This is a genomic window from Lysinibacillus sp. FSL M8-0134 (assembly GCF_038069745.1).
Taxonomy (GTDB): Bacteria; Bacillota; Bacilli; order Bacillales_A; family Planococcaceae; genus Lysinibacillus; species Lysinibacillus irui.
The window spans coordinates 1,122,105-1,136,838 of record NZ_JBBPAJ010000001.1 but is presented as its reverse complement, the minus strand read 5'-3'; the positions used below and the strand labels follow the sequence as shown (position 1 = coordinate 1,136,838).

At 39.3% G+C, this 14,734-nt stretch carries 14 protein-coding genes and 1 riboswitch; of the genes, 2 read left to right on the top strand and 12 right to left on the bottom strand.

Annotated features, from left to right (window positions below):
- Positions 1–43 precede the first annotated feature (43 nt).
- The 3 genes from glnA to MKY49_RS05495 all read right to left on the bottom strand — a co-directional run bounded on the left by glnA (position 44) and on the right by MKY49_RS05495 (position 3,210).
- Positions 44–1,378, bottom strand: coding sequence for a type I glutamate--ammonia ligase (gene glnA, locus MKY49_RS05505; RefSeq protein ID WP_274796088.1), 1,335 nt, complete (start codon positions 1,376–1,378; stop codon positions 44–46).
- A 55-nt stretch (positions 1,379–1,433) separates the two neighbouring features.
- Entirely contained in the window at positions 1,434–1,811 is a 378-nt protein-coding gene (locus tag MKY49_RS05500; RefSeq protein ID WP_274796087.1) for a MerR family transcriptional regulator, read from the bottom strand.
- A gap of 148 nt (positions 1,812–1,959) precedes the next feature.
- A complete protein-coding gene (locus tag MKY49_RS05495; RefSeq protein WP_312505279.1) occupies positions 1,960–3,210 on the bottom strand; it encodes a methionine gamma-lyase family protein in 1,251 nt (416 codons plus the stop codon).
- A gap of 341 nt (positions 3,211–3,551) precedes the next feature.
- On the opposite strand from MKY49_RS05495, the gene MKY49_RS05490 reads away from it, so the two are divergent.
- Entirely contained in the window at positions 3,552–4,157 is a 606-nt protein-coding gene (locus tag MKY49_RS05490) for a trimeric intracellular cation channel family protein (protein WP_274796084.1), read from the top strand.
- 53 nt (positions 4,158–4,210) lie between these two features.
- Here the strand turns inward: MKY49_RS05490 and cobT are convergent, their stop codons facing one another.
- Complete coding sequence (gene cobT / locus MKY49_RS05485) at positions 4,211–5,266, bottom strand: nicotinate-nucleotide--dimethylbenzimidazole phosphoribosyltransferase (RefSeq protein ID WP_322605925.1); 1,056 nt, start codon at positions 5,264–5,266, stop codon at positions 4,211–4,213.
- 89 nt (positions 5,267–5,355) lie between these two features.
- Positions 5,356–5,531, bottom strand: a riboswitch (cobalamin riboswitch).
- Between the two features lie 41 nt (positions 5,532–5,572).
- Positions 5,573–6,427 carry a DMT family transporter gene (locus MKY49_RS05480; RefSeq protein ID WP_341385753.1) on the bottom strand — a complete coding sequence of 285 codons (855 nt, stop codon included), beginning with the start codon at positions 6,425–6,427 and terminating at the stop codon, positions 5,573–5,575.
- A gap of 258 nt (positions 6,428–6,685) precedes the next feature.
- Between MKY49_RS05480 and MKY49_RS05475 the strand changes: the two genes are divergently transcribed.
- Complete coding sequence (locus MKY49_RS05475; protein WP_312505493.1) at positions 6,686–7,081, top strand: hypothetical protein; 396 nt, start codon at positions 6,686–6,688, stop codon at positions 7,079–7,081.
- 45 nt (positions 7,082–7,126) lie between these two features.
- On the opposite strand, the gene MKY49_RS05470 is transcribed toward MKY49_RS05475, so the two are convergent.
- The 7 genes from MKY49_RS05470 to mutL form a co-directional block, all read right to left on the bottom strand.
- A complete protein-coding gene (locus MKY49_RS05470) occupies positions 7,127–7,429 on the bottom strand; it encodes a rhodanese-like domain-containing protein (protein ID WP_274796080.1) in 303 nt (100 codons plus the stop codon).
- Between the two features lie 97 nt (positions 7,430–7,526).
- A complete protein-coding gene (gene hfq / locus MKY49_RS05465; protein ID WP_274796079.1) occupies positions 7,527–7,757 on the bottom strand; it encodes an RNA chaperone Hfq in 231 nt (76 codons plus the stop codon).
- Between the two features lie 118 nt (positions 7,758–7,875).
- Positions 7,876–8,778: a tRNA (adenosine(37)-N6)-dimethylallyltransferase MiaA gene (gene miaA / locus MKY49_RS05460; protein WP_322605928.1), complete on the bottom strand. Its 903-nt coding sequence runs from the start codon at positions 8,776–8,778 to the stop codon at positions 7,876–7,878.
- Positions 8,765–9,682 (bottom strand): alpha/beta fold hydrolase, encoded by a 918-nt coding sequence (locus MKY49_RS05455; RefSeq protein ID WP_341385752.1) that lies wholly within the window; start codon positions 9,680–9,682, stop codon positions 8,765–8,767. The genes miaA and MKY49_RS05455 overlap by 14 nt, the downstream gene beginning before the upstream one ends.
- A 3-nt stretch (positions 9,683–9,685) precedes the next feature.
- On the bottom strand, positions 9,686–11,332 hold the full coding sequence (locus MKY49_RS05450; protein WP_341385751.1) for a glycerol-3-phosphate dehydrogenase/oxidase: 1,647 nt from the start codon (positions 11,330–11,332) through the stop codon (positions 9,686–9,688).
- 19 nt (positions 11,333–11,351) lie between these two features.
- Positions 11,352–12,845, bottom strand: coding sequence for a glycerol kinase GlpK (gene glpK / locus MKY49_RS05445; protein WP_274796075.1), 1,494 nt, complete (start codon positions 12,843–12,845; stop codon positions 11,352–11,354).
- Positions 12,846–12,863: 18 nt separating this feature from the next.
- The gene (mutL, locus tag MKY49_RS05440) at positions 12,864–14,729 is read right to left on the bottom strand and encodes a DNA mismatch repair endonuclease MutL (protein ID WP_322605930.1); all 1,866 of its coding nucleotides are present in this window, start codon (positions 14,727–14,729) and stop codon (positions 12,864–12,866) included.
- Positions 14,730–14,734: the final 5 nt, after the last annotated feature.

Here is a 14,734-nt window from a genome sequence, read left to right as displayed (position 1 = left end):
AAAACCGAGTGACCTCATAAGCCACTCGGTTTATCTTTTATGATTAATACATTTTTAAATATTGATCGCGTTCCCATTGATGGACTGTTGTACGGTACATATCGAACTCGATTTCTTTTGCTTCTTTAAAGTTTGCATAAATATGCTCGCCTAATGCTGCTTGTGCTACTTTATCTTTTGCAAGTAATGTTAAAGCATCATCTAATGCTGCAGGTAGGTTTTCAATACCATTTGCTTGACGCTCTTCTTCTGTCATTACATAGATGTTGCGATTAATAGCTGCAGGTGGTGTTAAGCTTTGACGAATACCTTCAAGACCTGCTTCTAAAATAACAGCCATCGCTAAATATGGGTTTGCTGAAGGGTCCACTGAACGTACCTCTACACGAGTTGAAAGCCCACGAGCTGATGGGATACGAATGAGTGGTGAACGGTTTTGTGCAGACCATGCTACATAACATGGTGCTTCATAACCAGGTACTAGACGTTTATAAGAGTTAACTGTTGGGTTTGTCACAGCTGTGAAGCCTTGTACGTGTGCTAGAACACCCGCCATAAATTGCATAGCTGTTTCAGAAAGTCCTAATTCAGTCGATTCATCATAGAATGCATTTTCTTTGCCTTTAAATAGTGATACGTTAAAGTGCATACCAGAGCCCGCTTCACCAAATAGTGGTTTTGGCATAAACGTAGCATGTAAGCCATGTTTACGAGCGATTGTTTTCACTACTAATTTGAATGTTTGGATGTTATCACATGCAGTAACAGCATCAGCATATTTAAAGTCAATTTCGTGTTGTCCTGGAGCTACCTCATGGTGAGAGGCTTCAATTTCAAAGCCCATTTCTTCTAGCTCTAATACAATATCACGACGGCAGTTTTCACCAAGATCTGTTGGAGCTAAATCGAAGTAACCACCATGGTCATTTACTTCTAACGTTGGCTCGCCTTTTGCATCTAATTTGAATAAGAAGAACTCTGGCTCAGGCCCTAAATTGAAGCTTGAAAAGCCCATGTCTTCCATTTTTTTAAGAATACGTTTTAGGTTATTTCGTGGGTCACCAGCAAATGGTTCGCCTTTCGCAGTGTAAACATCACAGATAAAACGTGCTACTTTCCCTTTTTCAGAAGTCCAAGGGAATACTACGAAAGTATCGAGGTCAGGATATAAATACATATCAGATTCTTCGATTCGAACGAAACCTTCAATAGATGAGCCATCAAACATCATTTTATTTTCTAGTGCTTTGTCTAATTGACTTACAGGAATCTCAACATTTTTAATTGTGCCAAGAATATCTGTAAATTGTAAACGAATAAAGCTTACGTTTTTTTCTTCGATGAGACGTTTAATGTCCTCTTTTGTGTATTTACCCACAGTTTTCCACACTCCTATAATTTGTCTAGCTTTTATGTTTACCCTACCCTATTAATTAATAGAATCGAGATAAATCCCCACGTCGGATGGATGATTTTTGCATGCGCTGTGCTTGTCGCATTTCTTCTCGCATGATTTGGCGTAATTCTGAATCACTTAAATCTTGCTCATCAATTGTAGCAACAGGATTTTGCTTTTTAGCAAATATTTTTTTAATCTTTGCCATATTCATACCCTGTTCTAAGTAGTCTTTAACCTCAAGCAATGTGTCGACGTCATTTAGTGAGAACATTCGACGGTTGCCTTCTGTTCGGTGCGGCTCAATTAAATGGTGTTCTTCATAATAACGAATTTGTCGTGCCGAAAGTTCAGTTAATTGCATCACAATACTCATCGATAATAACGGCATAGTTCGTCTAATTTCACGACTCATTTAAGTCCTCCTCCAATACCCGCTTATCATATAACGAAATTTTTTCACTGTCAACCAAGCATGTAAGGTTTCCTAACATGACAATGTTATTTTTTTAAAAGTGCTAGAAAATTGTAAAAAACTGTTCAAATTTTTAATTTCCACATGATTATTTTTGAATAGCTTGAACAGCACTGCAAATAGCAAACTTCACATGTTCATATGTCAGTCCACCCTGTATAAAAGCTGTAAACGGCGGACGTATTGGACCATCTGCTGTCAATTCAATACTAGAGCCTTGGATGAATGTTCCCGCAGCCATGATGACATCATCTTCATAGCCGGGCATATAGGCTGGTTCTGGTGCATAATGGGCATTTATTGGGGAATTGGCTTGTATTTCACGACAAAAGGCAATCATTTGCTGTGCCGTTTGGAATGAAACAGATTGAATTAAATCCGTGCGATTCGCCTTATAGCTTGGAGACGTATTCATCCCGATTTCCTCTAGCATGGCTGCCGTAAAGATTGCCCCTTTTAATGCTTGTGATACGACATGGGGTGCTAGGAAGAATCCTTGATAAAAATCTCCTAGTGTATTTAATGTAGCCCCCGCCTCTGCCCCAATACCCGGAGATGTCATGCGATAGGCACATTTCTCCACCAAATCGGCACGGCCAGCAATATAGCCACCAATTTTAGCTAAACCACCACCAGGATTTTTTATCAGTGAGCCGGCCATTAAATCAGCCCCAACCTCTGTAGGCTCCTGTGCTTCTACGAACTCGCCATAGCAATTATCTACAAAAATGACCGCTTGTGGGGCCAATTGACGAATCTTTGCGCACATTTCCGCAATTTCTGCAATCGTAAAGGAAGGTCGTGTCGCGTAACCTTTTGATCGTTGAATTGCAATCATTTTAGTTTGCGGAGTAATAGCCGCTTCCACACCTGTCCAATCAATTTCTTGGTTATTCAGTAAATCGACATGGCGATAGCCGATTTGATAATCTTTCAAGGAGCCTGTATCTTTGTCACCACCATCGACAATAGATTGCAATGTATCATATGGCTGACCAGAAATATAAAGCAGCTCATCACCAGGACGAAGTACACCGAATAGACTAAGCGTGATCGCATGTGTTCCGGAAATGATTTGTGGTCGTACAATGGCAGCCTCTGCACCGAATACTTCCGCATAAACACGCTCTAGATTATCGCGTCCCTCATCATCATAGCCATAGCCGTTTGATGGATGTAAATGATAATCACTTACTTGATGCTTTCTGAAAGCTGCTAGCACCTTCTGTTGATTATAAAATGCCATTTCTTCGACCTTTGCATGATAAGGTCGAACTCGCTCCTCTATTTGTGCTGCTAATGATAGCGTTTGTACTGATAAGTTAGATGTAAACGTCATTCTTTTCTTCTCCATTTCACCGTTGTCCCGCATTTCAATCAGTAAGATATTTATGATCTAAATTGAACTAACTCTCTCTAGAATTTGCTAATCAACTACTGGTATATCAACGCTCATGACAGATCTTTTTCTTTATTTCATTATCATCTTAACAATTTGTATGTGTACCTGCAAAACTTGCCTATTGTTTCTAAGCGCATTTTACGCTAAGCTAATGTGCGGACTTGTTTCAAGAAGCGTGTTTAATGACTGAATTTGGCTCATAAATCCATAGATTTTGTTTCAAGAAAAGTCTTTTAACATAAAAAGAAGTTTATTTATTACTAGAAGGGGTGAAAGGAATGGCTTGGGAGGTTTTTAGTATTATCGGAACAATTGCCTTTGCTATTTCTGGGGCAATTATTGCCATGGAAGAAGAATACGATTTATTCGGTGTCTATATACTCGGAATTGTAACTGCTTTTGGCGGGGGGGCTATTCGAAATTTACTTATCGGACTACCTGTCACGACCTTATGGGGGCAGGATATGATGTTTCAAATTGCGTTAGCAGCGATTACTATATTTTTTATTTTCCCTCATCATTTGATTCAGCATTGGCATCGTTGGGGTAACTTCACAGATGCGATTGGCTTATCAGCATTTGCAATTCAAGGTGCGTTGTATGCCGTGAAACTAGATATGCCTATTAGTGCTGTGATAGTAGCTGCTGTCTTAACTGGTTCGGGTGGCGGCATTGTGCGTGATTTATTGGCTAGACGTAAACCATTAGTTCTACGAGATGAGGTGTATGGTGTTTGGGCTGCACTTGCAGGGCTAATTATTGGATTTGAAGTGTTTACAGGAGACATCTTCCTTTATATTTTATTCGCCATCATCACAGTGTTACGCATTCTTTCCTATATGATGAAATGGCGTTTGCCTTTACGTAAGCTAAATCGAGCATAATGAGTGGGGAATAAGCCCAAATAGTATTGGAACTATACAGGCTTATTCCTTTTTTATTTAGCTAATAGTTGCATCGCTTCCTCTAACGTCACCATATTGTTCATCATGGAGCAGGCTGCATCTAAAATGGGAAAAGCTAAGGCGGCACCAGAGCCTTCTCCTAAGCGCATGTTCATATGTAGCATTGGTTCAATGCCGAGTAACGCTGCGGCAATTTTAGCACCCGGTTCCTCTGAAGCATGGGAAGGGATAATATAATCTTTTACTTTCGGTTCAAGCTTATATGCGATAAGTGCGGCAATAGTTGAAATAAAACCATCAATCACAACCGGCTTACGATGGACAGCTGCCCCTAGTATGATACCAGCCATGGCCCCTATCTCTAAGCCCCCGACTTTAGCTAATACATCTAAACCGTCTTGAGGGTCTGGTTGATTGACCTCAATAGCTTTTTTAATAACCGCTGCTTTATGAGCAATGCCACCATTGCCTACACCTGCCCCAAACCCTGTTACTTCAATTGGATCACATCCAGTCAATACAGCTAAAATAGCAGCACTAGGTGTTGTATTACCAATGCCCATTTCACCTGTGCCAAGTACATTAGCCCCTTTTGCTATTTCCTCTGTCGCCACATGAATTCCTACTTCAATTGCTTGAATGGCTTCCTCTTTAGACATGGCAGGTCCTTTTGCCATATTGTCTGTACCGTACTTTATTTTATTGATGATGACACCTGCACCGTGTGGAATCTCTTCTTTCACCCCTACATCTACTGTGACAACCTTGGCATTGGTAATGTTTGCAATTGCACAAACGCCTGTACCACCTTGAGGGAAATTTAATGTTTGAAAGACCGTAACATCTTGTGGATTCGTGGTTACACCTTCTTCACAAACACCGTGATCAGCAGCACAGACAATAATGACCTTTTTATCAACGAGCGGATATAATTGTCCAGTTATCCCAGAAAGCTGCACAGCAATGGACTCTAGTTTTCCTAAACTACCAGGGGGCTTACAGAGAGCATCTATACGCTTTCTTGCTTGCTCCCTCGTTTTCATGTCAGCACCTTGGATGTTTTGTAACGTGTTTTGTAGTAATTGCATGATAATTTCTCCTTTCCTTTTAAGACAAAAAGAAAAAGCCTGTAGTTTATCGTCACAACAAATAAACTACAGACTTTTCCATCATCCATACCTTTTAAAGCAAATAGGCAGGTCTCCTGGCTCAAGTTCAACATTCCACAGCACCTTCCCAGCAACGCGCTAGTGGTATTTACTATAGAACTCCCTTATACAGTGGCGGGTCCGCTAAAGATTTTCACTTTATTCCCTATTCTCCCCTTTGGGCACCTAATGCTTTTATTAAATTACTTTAAATCTACGACAGCTTATTCTTCCTGTCAAACCCTTTTACACTTTTTCGATTTCACTTTGTAATGTGGAGCCTAATAGGAGAATGGCTCCTATTAGTTGTAGCAGCGTCATTTTTTCTCCAATAATCATCGTGGAGATCACTAATGATGTCAGTGGATCAATATAGCTAAGAATAGCTATACTTTGACCTTTTAGCTGTGACATGCCTAAAAAGAATAAATAAAACCCTATACCTGCATGGACAATGCCCAATACGATGAGTAATAGAATAGAAGCAAAATTTATTTGCATCACCTGAAAACCCGTCGTTCCTACAATATAGAGGCTGAGGAAAAATGCAGCTAAACAGAGTTGGATAATCGTATTATGTGGTTCCTTTAACCCGCGAATATTTTTATTTGTAAATGTTAGTAGGGTGTAAAAGCATGCCGCAATCAGACCATAGACAATACCAATTAAGTGTCCACTATTTTCTGCGTTCTGACTTTGCATTATCAAAAAAAGACCGATAAGTGCTACACCAACATAAACTATTTTTCTTGCAACTAGCTTTTCTTTTAAAATAATAGGCGATAAACAGATGACCAATACGGGTGCAAAATAATAACTTAGGGCAGCATTAGCAATGGTCGTTTCCTTATACGCCTGAAATAAAAATATCCAATTTCCACATAAAGCAACACTTGAAATTAATAACGGCCATTTATTCAGGACAATAGCGCTTCTTGCAAAGCTTTCCTTTTTATAAATAAAAATTAGTAGTAAAAAACAAGCACCAATGCCACTCATCCAAAAGGCAATCTCACTAGAAGCTAAAGGAATATACCTTGCAAAAACACCGACAGCACCAAAAATAACCATAGATAATACAAATGCTAATTTTCCGCTCATTAAAAATTCCTACTTTCTACGCATATAGTTTGAGCCTATACAGTAGAATCTAATAAGAATGAGCAATCAGTTATCGGATGCCTAAACAGTAGATTCTACTGTAAAGACATTGTTGGGGGTGCTATTGATCGAAACATACAAAATCCCTCCTTCATTTCATGTTATCATAACATATTTCTGAAAATTCAGGAGAGTTTGTCTTTGAAAAAATGAGGTAAATTATTCAATAATCTAAATGATGAAAAAGGAGAAGATACGATGAATGCAAAAGAATTAAGAAACGCCATTGCTGAAACATGTGAAACTCATGATAGCCTGTATGCCCAGCTCGTAAAACCAATTAATCAGTTATTAATGGACATCGACGCATCTATCAGCGAAGAAACAGCACATACAATTATAAAAAATTTAAAATTATTTCATAGCGGACATAAATACATTACGGAGTGTCACTTTGATGAAAGTGACAATTTTTTAAAGGATGGTATTGAGCTTCTCCAAAAGGGGGATCTTGCGAATGGTGCACTACAAGTTTACGGGGCTGGTTTGAACTTTGCCAGTTATGCTGCAAAGATTAAAGGACAAAAAAATGTGAATCTTTATAACAATTTTGCAGAAAACTTTGGTTACATTATGAATTCATTAAAAGAATAGAGCTAAAAAAGAAAGAGTAGGCACTCTTTCTTTTTACGTATCACATTATTTAAATTCTAATTCTCCATCATATGCAAGCATGCCGCCTTCAAGATTTGTTACATCAAATCCTTGAGCTTCTAAATAGGCGCAAGCATTCGCAGAACGAGCACCAGCCTTACATACAACAATATACGGCTTTTCTACATCTAATTCATCTAAACGCTCTGGGATTGTCCCAAGGGCAATATGCTGAGCGCCAGGAATCATGCCATGCGCTACTTCTTCGTCTTCTCGAACGTCAATAATATATAGGTCTTCATTAGCATCCAATAGATCTAATAATTGCGTTGTTTCCATCGATTTCATAAAACTCGTCCTCCAAATATCAATTTCCTCTATCATTATAGCCTGAAGAAAAAAAAACAGCCAGTGTGGAGAACACTAACTGTTTAATACTATCTTTTTATGCTTCTGTCTCTAAAAAATCTATTTGTTTAGCTGGAACGAATGTAGAAATGGCGTGCTTGTAGATTAGGTGCTGTTTATTTTCAGCATCTAATAATAAAACTGTAAAATTATCATATGATTTCACAGTCCCTTTTAACTGAAATCCATTTAACAGAAATACAGTTACAAAAACACTGTTTTTACGTAGTTGGTTCAAAAACGTATCTTGCAAGTTGATTGATTTCATCAAATAGCCTCCCTACTAACTTTCTACCTCTTCATTCCTATAGTAGCACGTTCTACCAATTTATCAATTAGTAATTTTTAGAAATATTTCTTTAATTAGCAAGAAAATATGTCAACTTTTATAATTGCTCATGTGTCGTCATAAAATAGACATCCATTTTATTGCGGAAATAGGTAAGCTGTCTTTTTGCATAGCGGCGAGAATTTTGTTTTAAACTGTCTATCGCTTCCTCAAGGGAACATTTTCCATCCAAATAATCATATAGTTCCTTATAACCAATCGCTTGTATGGACTGAACATCTCGAATATTTTGCTGCCATAATCCTTTAACCTCTTCTAAAAGACCTTTTTCCATCATCAAATCAACACGATGGTTAATGCGGTCATACAGCACTTCACGTGACATATTTTGACCTAGCCCTAAAATGACATGCTTGTATAGAGGCACTTCACCTCGATTTTGTGCTTCTGCAGCTTTGGATACACCGCTTAATTCTAACATTTCCAATGCCCGAATCACACGTCGAGTATTGTTTGGATGTATCGTTTCAGCCGTTTGAGGGTCTAGTTGTTTTAACTTATCGTGCATTGCCTCTGGGCCAAGCTTTGCTAATTCATCATAATAGGCTTTACGTGCAGCCTCATCGACTTTTTCATCAGTAAATTGAAAATCATATAAGACAGCTTGTACATATAAGCCCGAGCCACCTACTATAATGGGTAACTTATGTCGAGATTGGATTTCTGCAATTTTGGCTCGCACTAGTTTTTGATAATCTGCCACTGAAAAAGATTCTGTCGGCTCTAAAAAGCTTAGTAGGTGATGTGGGATACCCTCCATCTCTTCTTCCGTAATTTTAGCAGTCCCTATATCCAGTCCTTTATAAACTTGCATGGAGTCACCATTTATGATTTCACCATTATATTTTTTTGCAAGTTCAATACTTAAAGCTGTTTTCCCAGAAGCAGTTGGCCCCACAATAGCTACGACCTCTGCCTGCTGTAATCTAGTTTGTATCATATTTTTTTAACCACCGTAATATAACTTGAAAGACTTCTTCTTGATTGTCTTCATTTAAAATTTCATGCCGCTTATCCTCAAATAAATAAACCGTTACATCTTTTACACCTACCGCAGTTAATTGTTCAGCAACTGCGTAAACCCCTAGCCCCTGTTCACCTACGGGATCCTTACTACCACTAATCAAGAGGATAGGAAGATCTTGTCTTACCTTCGCTAATTCTTTTTTACGATTTAGTGTTGTTAAGCCCGTCGTTAAATCAACGAAAAATTGATTGGTCGGAATAAAGCCACAATAGGGATCATCAATATACTTTTGGACTTCTTTCTGTACTGAGCATAGCCAGTCATAGGCAGTTTTTGGATTCGGAAACTGTTTATTAAAGCTACCAAAGCTCAGCTGATTTAACAAATTACTTTCCGACTCTTTACCAAGTCCCTTCGCTAATGCTTTAGCGACAATATTTCCCACTGCATGCAAAGTTGTAACATTTCCGGTACCACAAAGAATTACTTTATCAACTTGCTCTCCGTATAGTTGAATATAACGCCGTGTAATGAATGAACCCATACTGTGACCAAATAGAATGAATGGGACATCTGCAAACGGTGCATGTAATTGCATTATCACTTCATGGGCATCTTTTACAACACGTTCAAAGCCGTTTTCTTCAGCAAAGAAGCCTAATGTGCCATTATAAGCGGCCGTTTCACCATGTCCACGATGATCGTGCATCGTTACAGCATAGCCAAATGCATTGAGTGTTTTGGCAAATGTTACATAACGACCACTGTGCTCTGCCATACCATGCAAAATGTGTATATGACCAATGCATGGCGTTGATGGCTCCAATGTTCGCGTGAAGACAAATTGATCATCCGACATTTGAATATAACGCTCCATCCCTTACTCCCCTTCATTTACAAAATTTGTCGCATCCATGATAGCTTGATCTAATTCAGCTATATAAGTATTTTTTTGTTCTTCCGTATAATTCAAGTGTTGTTGCATTACTTGAACCACTTGTTGCTTATAGAGCTTCACTGCTTCAATATCAAAGTATAACAAGCCAGTACGACGAATAAAGAAGTCGCTCGGTGTATAGACCATTTCTGCTTCAATGCCATACAATAGCATGGCATGTAAGGCTAAAGGCATTGTACTGCCATGTTCATGTAAATATTTCACACGATCAAATAACGCATCAACATTCGTACCATACTTTTGTACAAGCTGTTTGGCTTCATCATAATTCAAGCCATATTGGACACCTTCTCGTGCTTTATAGGCTATATAGTCAGGGAAATTAATAGCGTTTATTCCCTTTGCACCCGAGAGTGATAGCTCACGAGTTAAACATTCACTCGCATGCTTATAACGACGAACCTTAACAATTTTATCTACAATTGTCTCTGCCATTTGACGATAACCTGTGAGTTTTCCACCTGCAATCGTCATTAAACCACTTGGTGCCGTCCAAATTTCATCTTTTCTTGAAATTTCAGAAGGGTCCTTTCCTTTTTCATAAATTAGTGGGCGTACTCCTGCCCAAGTGGATTCAATTGTTTCTCTAGTAATTGTAGCTGTTGGAAAAACACGTTTAGCTGCATCAATTAAATAATCCACATCTTGCTGGGTTGCAATAGGATGTACAGGATCACCTTCAAAGACAGTATCAGTTGTCCCTACATAGGTTTTGCCATCTCGTGGAATGGCAAAGGCCATACGCCCATCGGCAATATCAAAATAAACAGCTTGCTTCAGTGGAAAGTCCTTTTGTTTTAGGACAATATGAACACCCTTTGTTAATCGTAATTGCTTGTTATCAGCTACTTTATCTTTTTGTCGCACTTCATCTACCCAAGGCCCTGTAGCATTGACAATTTGTGCAGCATGAACATCGAGTATTCTCCCCGTTAAATGATCCTCCACCTTAATGCCAACAAGCTTTTTCTTTTCGTAAATAAATTCCTTCATTTCTGCATAATTAAGACACAGTGCACCATATTCAGCAGCCTTCTTTAATACCTCAATCGTCAGACGTCCATCATCCGTTCGATATTCAACATAATAGCCGCCACCAACAAGTCCATCTTGATTGAGTAATGGCTCTAATGCTAGTGTTTCTTGAGCGTTTAACATCGTTCTTCGTTCATTTTTTTTAACACCCGCTAAACGGTCATATACCTTTAATGCTAGAGATGTTGTGAAAGGACCGAGCGAGCCCTTTTTATATAAAGGTAAGAGCATTTTTTCAGGCGTTGTTACATGAACCGCATTATCATATACAATCTCACGCTCACGTCCCACTTCTGCTACGACACCCACATCAAATTGCTTTAAATAACGTAAGCCGCCGTGAATAAGTTTCGTCGAACGGCTAGAGGTACCAGCTGAAAAATCCTGCATTTCTATTAATGCAACTGAAAGTCCTCTTGATGCAGCATCTAATGCAATACCTGCACCTGTAATCCCTCCACCAATGACTAATACGTCAAAGCTATAGTGCTCTAGATAATATAAAATTTTTGGACGATGCTCATATGAAAACATACTTTTTTCCCCCCAATAGCTATGATTTAAAAATTCGTGTAGCTTCTACAGCCTTTTGCCAGCCTGTGTAAAGAGCTGTGGCTTGTTCTTCATCCATTTGTGGTTGGTAGGTTTGACCACTCATCCATAATGCCGATAAAGCCTCTTGGTTTGGCCAGAAGCTAGTAGCAAGCCCTGCTAAATAGGCCGCGCCTAGTGCTGTTGATTCATTGAGCTTTGCTAGCTCTACATGGAGCTGTAAAATATCACTTTGGAACTGCATTAAAAATTGATTTTTGACGGCCCCACCATCTACACGCAGCACTTCAATTGGTGTGCCAGCCGCTTCCTCCATCGCATCTAGTACATCCTTCGTTTGATAAGCTAGTGATTCAAGTGTTGCCCTGATAAAATGTTCTTTAGACGTTCCTCGTGTTAAGCCAAAAATGGCACCACGAGCATCTGTATCCCAATAAGGAGTACCTAGTCCCACAAAGGCGGGTACAACGTAGACACCGTCCGTATCATCTACTTTTGTAGCATAGGTTTCAGAATCTTCGGCGGTGCGTATCATTCGTAGTCCATCCCGTAGCCATTGGATAGCTGACCCAGCTACAAAAACACTACCCTCTAATGCGTAAGTCACTTTCCCATCTATTCCCCATGCAATGGTAGTCAATAATCCATTCTCAGATGTTACCGCCTGCTGTCCCGTATTTACTAACATAAAACAGCCTGTGCCGTACGTGTTTTTGGCCATTCCTTTGGTAAAACAAGTTTGCCCAAATAGAGCTGCCTGTTGATCACCCGCAATACCAGCAATTGGAATTTTTTCACCAAAGAAAATACTTGGAGCAGTTTCTGTGTAAATTTCTGATGAATTTTTCACTTCAGGAAGCATGGACATAGGGATATCTAACAGCTTGCAAAGTTCCTCATCCCATTGCAATTTATGAATATTATAAAGCATTGTTCGTGCTGCATTTGAATAATCCGTAATATGGGCCTTTCCCTTTGATAATCGCCAAACAATCCAAGAATCAATCGTTCCAAATAGCAAGTCTCCATTGTCAGCGAGTTCACGTGCACCCTCCACATTGTCTAAAATCCATTTTATTTTTGTGGCTGAAAAATAAGCATCTAAACGTAATCCTGTTTTTTGCTGAAATAGTTCTTCATGTCCTTGTTCTTTTAACGTATTCACAATATCCTGTGTTTGGCGTGATTGCCAGACAATAGCGTTGTAAATTGGCTGACCTGATTGTTTATCCCAGACAACCGTTGTTTCCCGCTGATTGGTAATGCCAATTGCATGGACTTCACTTGCTTCATGTCCACTTTCAGTTAATACAGCGGCGATAACAGATAAGATAGAACCCCAAATCTCATTTGCATTATGCTCTACCCACCCAGCCTTCGGGAAAATTTGTTGAAATTCTTTTTGTGCTACATGAACAATTTCACCCTTTTTATTAAATAAAATGGCTCTTGAACTTGTCGTTCCTTGATCAATCGCTAAAATAAATTCGCCCATTCCTATTCCCCCTTCTTACTACATTACCCGTTTGAACATTTTTTCCACTTCATACGATGTAAAGTGAATAAGCACTGGACGTCCATGTGGGCATGTAAATGGATTATCTGCATTGCGTAAATCTCGCAGCAATGTTTCCATTTGTTCTTTTGTTAGAAAATGATTGGCTTTAATCGATTTTTTACAGCTCATCATGATGGCTGCTGCTTCACGTAACTTTTTGACATCAGCCTTTTTCGTTGTCAGCACTTGTTCAATTAAATCCTCGATGATTTCCTGTTCCTCCCCCTGTGGGAACCAACTTGGGTGCTCACGGACAACGAAAGATGACTGTCCAAATTCCTCTAAAAATACACCTACAGCTTCTAACTCTTGCTTATGTTCTCGTAAAATAAGTGCCTCATCGGCAGCATAGTGGAATGTTAGTGGGAGCAGTAATGCCTGACGTTCATGTGGATTGACCTGACCAACCTTTTCGCGGAAAAACTCATATTTAATCCGTTCTTGTGCAGCATGCTGATCAATTAAATAAAAACCATCCTCCATTTGTGCAACAATGTATGTGCCATGGATTTGTCCTACTACTTCCAGTTCGGGAAACGGTTCTTTCGTTGGCTCATCCTCTAATACTTCTTGTTGTTCTACAATGCTTACCTCTTCAACCTCATTAGTCTCTATTTGAGGGGCTGGCTGCCAATTATCCTTATCCCCCACAACATCAGGAATAGGCTCTGGCTCAACTGACTGTTGATTATTTTCTTGAATAGTTTGTACATCGTACAGTTTTTCTACGATTGCATTCATCTTCTCAACATCTATCTTGGGCGCAGGTTTCCAAATATTTAATTGCTCCGTCACAGGTTTGACGCTTTTTTCCTTCTTCTCCATTTGTGGAACGCGAATAACACTGCGAATTTTTTCTCGAATGGTTTCTTCTATTAACTTCAAAAGCTCTGGCTCTTTACTTAAACGAATCTGATGCTTCGCAGGATGCACATTGACATCTGTTAAATATGGATCACCTTCAATATAGAGGACAACGATTGGAAAGCGCTCGATAGGCAAATACGTATGGTAGGCATCTACAATTGCTTTTTGTACTAAATAATGCTTAACCCAGCGACCATTAACAAATAAGGACATATAATTTTTAGATGCACGTGTTACCTCTGGCAAGGTTACAAAGCCAAAAATTCGATAGTCATGTGACTCTCCCTGGAACGACACCATTTTCTTGGCATTATGTATACCATAGATAGCAGCAAGAACTTGTTGCACATCTCCTCGTCCATTCGTTTGCAATAATTGTTGACCATTATGCAGTAATCTGAACGCAATTTGAGGATTACTAAGCGCGAGGCGATTCATCAAGTCTATTGTATGCCCTAGTTCAGTTTGAATAGTTTTCATATATTTTAAGCGAGCGGGTGTGTTAAAGAAGAGCTGTGAAACTGTTAAATCCGTTCCTTTACGTAAGGGACCGGGCTTATGTGTTAGAATATGTCCCCCTTCAAGCTCTAAATGTGTTCCAGATTCCCCATTCGATGTAATTAATGTCATTTTAGAAACAGAAGCAATCGATGCCAATGCTTCTCCACGGAACCCCAATGTACGAATGCGGAATAAATCATGTTCCTGATGAATTTTACTAGTAGCATGGCGAGAGAATGACATTAAGGCATCCTCCTCATCCATACCGCCACCATTATCAATTACCTGAATAGAAGTAAGACCCGCTTCTAGTAAAAACACATCAATGGACGTACTTCCAGCATCAATAGCATTTTCAACTAACTCTTTGACAACAGAAGCTGGCCTTTCTACCACTTCTCCTGCTGCGATTTTATTGGATAGCCACTCGTCCATAATTTGTATGTTTCCCACTAACG

Bases quoted from the DNA above. Each gene is read 5' to 3' on its own strand.
- MKY49_RS05500 (WP_274796087.1), bottom strand. From the start codon at position 1,811: ATGAGTCGTGAAATTAGACGAACTATGCCGTTATTATCGATGAGTATT.
- MKY49_RS05495 (WP_312505279.1), bottom strand. From the start codon at position 3,210: ATGACGTTTACATCTAACTTATCAGTACAAACGCTATCATTAGCAGCA.
- MKY49_RS05490 (WP_274796084.1), top strand. From the start codon at position 3,552: ATGGCTTGGGAGGTTTTTAGTATTATCGGAACAATTGCCTTTGCTATT.
- cobT (WP_322605925.1), bottom strand. From the start codon at position 5,266: ATGCAATTACTACAAAACACGTTACAAAACATCCAAGGTGCTGACATG.
- MKY49_RS05480 (WP_341385753.1), bottom strand. From the start codon at position 6,427: ATGAGCGGAAAATTAGCATTTGTATTATCTATGGTTATTTTTGGTGCT.
- MKY49_RS05475 (WP_312505493.1), top strand. From the start codon at position 6,686: ATGAATGCAAAAGAATTAAGAAACGCCATTGCTGAAACATGTGAAACT.
- MKY49_RS05470 (WP_274796080.1), bottom strand. From the start codon at position 7,429: ATGAAATCGATGGAAACAACGCAATTATTAGATCTATTGGATGCTAAT.
- hfq (WP_274796079.1), bottom strand. From the start codon at position 7,757: ATGAAATCAATCAACTTGCAAGATACGTTTTTGAACCAACTACGTAAA.
- miaA (WP_322605928.1), bottom strand. From the start codon at position 8,778: ATGATACAAACTAGATTACAGCAGGCAGAGGTCGTAGCTATTGTGGGG.
- MKY49_RS05455 (WP_341385752.1), bottom strand. From the start codon at position 9,682: ATGGAGCGTTATATTCAAATGTCGGATGATCAATTTGTCTTCACGCGA.
- MKY49_RS05450 (WP_341385751.1), bottom strand. From the start codon at position 11,332: ATGTTTTCATATGAGCATCGTCCAAAAATTTTATATTATCTAGAGCAC.
- glpK (WP_274796075.1), bottom strand. From the start codon at position 12,845: ATGGGCGAATTTATTTTAGCGATTGATCAAGGAACGACAAGTTCAAGA.